General features: G+C 70.3%; 1 protein-coding gene. It reads right to left on the bottom strand.

Features of this window, described 5'->3' with window-relative positions:
• On the bottom strand, positions 1–4063 hold a 4063-nt coding region (locus AC3EUV_RS38125), incomplete at both ends, for an acyltransferase domain-containing protein (protein WP_435604878.1).

Below are 4063 nucleotides of genomic sequence, written 5' to 3'. Positions count from 1 at the left end.
GCCCAGATGCCGCGCCAACTGCACCGCGGCCATGCCGACCCCACCCGCGGCGGAGTGCACCAGCACCGACTCGCCCGCCTGTAGCTCGCCCAGTTCCACCAGTGCGTAGTACGCCGTCAGGAACACGACCGGGACGGAGGCCGCCTGCGCGAACGACCACCCCTCGGGTATGCGGGCCAGCAGCCGGCGGTCCGCCACCGCAAGGGGGCCGAAGGCACCGAAGAACATCCCCATCACCCGGTCACCGGGCTGAAGGTCCGGTACGCCGGGGCCGACCTCCAGCACCACCCCGGCGCCTTCACTGCCGAGTGCGCCGGCCTCACCGGGGTACATCCCCAGGGCGTTGAGCACATCGCGGAAGTTGACGCCTGCCGCACGCACCCCGATGCGTACCTGTCCGACCCCCAACTCGGCGTTCGCCTCCGGGCACTTGGCCAGGCGCAGATTCTCCAGGGTGCCCTTGTCGGCGATGTCCAGCCGCCAGGCGTTCCCGTCCCCGTCCGCGTCGTCGGGCCGGCGCAGCGCATCCGCGGACGCGACCCGGGCCAGCCGCGGTACGTGCACCACACCCGCCCGGACCGCAGCCTCGGGCTCTTCGATCGCCAGTGCACCGGCCACGGCGGCGGTCGACTCCACCGTTCCGTCAAGGTCGATGAGTGTGAACCGGCCCGGGTTTTCCACCCTGGCGGCCCGAACCAGGCCCCAGATGGCGGCCTGCGCCGGGTCCGGGTGGTCCGCGTCCGAGGTGCTCACGGCGCCGTGTGTGAGAAGGACCAGCCTGGACCCGCCGAAGCGCGCATCCGCCACCCACTTCTGGAGCAGAGCCAGCATCTCGTGGGCAGCGGTGTGTGCACCGGCGGCAGTGCCGGCCCCGTACTCCGCGCCCGCGCACCTGACCAGCACCACGGCGGGCACCTCGTCGGCGAGTTCGTCCAGACTGTCCGTTGCCTCCACTCGTACGCCGGTGCCTTCCAGGGCCACGGCCAGGGCCAGGTCCCCGACGACCGCCCACGAGTCGTCGGCCGGCGGCTCGTCGGCCTCCACGGTGGGCACGGGCGCGGTGACCCAGTCCACCTGGAACAGCGACTCGTGGAAGGGGGCGCTGCCGCTCATCTGCTCGCCCGAAACCTGACGGAGCGTCAGCGACTCGACGGAGGCGACCGGACCTCCTGTGGGGTCGGCCAGTTCGAGCGAGACGGACTCGGGCCCGGCCTGCACCAGGCGGACCCGCAGGGCGGTGGCTCCGGCGGCACGCAGGGAGACGCCGTTCCAGGAGAACGGCAGCCGTCCCCGGCCCACATCCTCCATGGACACAAACATCATCGCGTGCAGCGCGGAGTCCAGCAGCGCGGGATGCAGCCCGAACGCGCCGGCCAACCCGTCGTGCTCCTCCGGCAGTCCGACCTCGGCGAAGATCTCATCGCCCCGCTGCCAGACGGCCTTCAGCCCCCGGAAGACCGAGCCGTAAACGAACCCCGCCTCGGCGAACCGGCCGTAGAAGTCGTCGACCGAGGTGGCGTCGGCATCGCGCGGGGGCCAGACGGTGAAGTCGTACGGCTCGCCCTGGTCCGCAGCCGCCCCGGAGGACACCGCACCGCTGGCGTTGAGCACCCACGGCTGTTCGCCGGGCTCGTCCTCCGGCCGGGAGTACAGGTTCAGCGTCCGCCGCCCGGACTCGTCCGGCGCCTCCACCGCGAGCTGAAGTTGCACCGCCCCACGCTCCGGCAGGACGAGCGGCGCCGCGATCGTGAACTCGTCGACGCGGCCACAGCCCACCTCATCGGCGGCGCGTACGGCCAGTTCGAGGAAGCCCGTGCCGGGAAACAGGACGGTACCCGTCACCGCATGGTCGGCGAGCCAGGGGTGGGTGTGCAGCGACAGCCTTCCGGTGAAGAGGTAGGCGTCGGAGCCGGCCACTTCGACCGCCGCGCCGAGCAGGGGATGATCCGCCGATCCGAGACCCGCCGAGCTGATGTCGCCGGTCGGCAAGACGGGCGGCCGGGGCCAGTAGCGGTGCCGCTGGAACGCGTAGGTCGGCAGACCAACACGGCGGGCATCGCCACCGGCGAAGGCGGCCTCCCAGGTCAGCGATGTGCCGGCGGCGAACACCTGGGCGAGGGCGGTGAGCAGGCCGGTCGCCTCCGGACGGTCCTTCCGCAGCACGGGGACGAGGAGATGGCCGGGCTCGTCGAGGCATCCCTGCGCCATGGCGGTCAGGGTGCCGTCCGGCCCGATCTCCAGGAACCGGGTTACCTCGTGCTCCTCCAACCACCGGAGACCATCGGCGAAACGGACGGCCTCACGGACATGACGCACCCAGTAGTCGGGCGACGTCAACTCCTGCGGCGTGGCGAGAGCGCCGGTCACGTTCGAGACCACCGGGATACGGGGTTCCTCGTACGTGACGTTCTCGGCGATCGTCCGGAATTCCGCGAGCATCGGCTCCATCAGCGGCGAGTGGAAGGCATGGCTGACCTGGAGCCGCTTCGCCTTCCGCCCCTCGGACTCCAAACGCCCGGCGATGTCCGTGACCACGGACTCCTCACCGGCTATCACGACCGAGTTCGGACCGTTGACCGCGGCGATGCTCACCCGCTGCTCATGGCCCTCCAGAAGCGGCAACACCTCGTCCTCGGTGGCCTGGAAAGACACCATCGCGCCACCCGCCGGCAACGCTTGCATCAGCCGGCCACGCGCCGCCACCAGACGGCAGGCGTCCGCCAGCGACAGGACGCCCGCCACATGAGCAGCCACCAGCTCGCCCACGGAATGGCCCACCAGGTAATCGGGGCGGATACCGAAGGACTCGACGAGCCGGAACAGCGCCACCTCCACCGCGAACAACGCCGGCTGAGTGAAGCCAGTCTGATGCAGCGCCTCAGGGTCCGAATCAGGGTCCGAATCGGCAGCCTCACCGAACACCACATCGCGCAGCGGCGACGCCAATTCACTGTCGAAGTGCGCACAGACCGAGTCAAAGGCATCCGCGAAGACCGGGAACGCGTCATACAGCTCCCGGCCCATCCCCAACCGCTGCGCACCCTGCCCCGTGAACAGCAACGCCAGCCGGCCGTCCGCCTTCGCGGACCCGGTGACAGCGTGCGAAGAGGGATCATCGCCCGCCACAGCAGCCAGGCCGCGCAGCAGCTCGTCCCGGTCCGCACCGAGAACCACGGCCCGGTGTTCCATGACCGAGCGAGTGGTGGCCAGCGACAGACCCACGTCGGCAATGCGCAACGCCGGGAAGCTCTCCACATGCGCGAGCAACCGTGCGGCCTGTGCGCGAAGCGCGGACCTCGTCCGGCCAGAGATCACCCAGGGTGCAGGGAAGGACTCCGCTGCCGACCCGGTGTTTTCGGCAGCCCCGGTCTCGTCCGCGAGCGCGGGCGACTCCTGGGATGTCATGGGGGCGGCGTCATCCTCGGACGGGGCTTCCTCCAGGATCGTATGGGCGTTGGTGCCACTGATGCCGAACGAGGACACACCGGCCCGCCGCGGCCGATCCGACTCCGGCCAGTCCACCGCCTCGGTCAGCAACCGCACCTCCCCCGCCGACCAGTCCACATGCGACGACGGCTCATCCACATGCAGGGTCTGCGGCAGAACACCATGCTGCAACGCCAGCACCATCTTGATCACACCGGCCACACCCGCAGCCGCCTGCGTATGACCGATGTTCGACTTCACCGACCCCAGCCACAACGGCCGGTCCTCATCACGGTCCTGACCATACGTAGCCAACAGCGCCTGCGCCTCGATCGGATCACCCAACGACGTCCCCGTACCGTGCGCCTCCACCACATCCACGTCGGAGGCGGACAGGCCCCCGCTCGCCAATGCCTGCCGGATCACCCGCTGCTGCGACGGACCATTCGGCGCCGTCAAACCATTCGACGCACCGTCCTGATTCACCGCGGTACCGGCTACGACAGCCAGCACCCGGTGGCCGTTCCGGCGGGCATCCGACAACCGCTCCAGCACCAGCATGCCTACGCCCTCGGCCCATCCCGTGCCGTCCGCGGCCTCCGCAAACGCCTTGCAGCGACCATCGGCCGCCAGGCCA

It is taken from the genome of Streptomyces sp. bgisy130 (assembly GCF_057708345.1).
The sequence above is the reverse complement of the archived record's forward strand: the minus strand, read 5'-3'. Positions and strand labels throughout refer to the sequence as shown.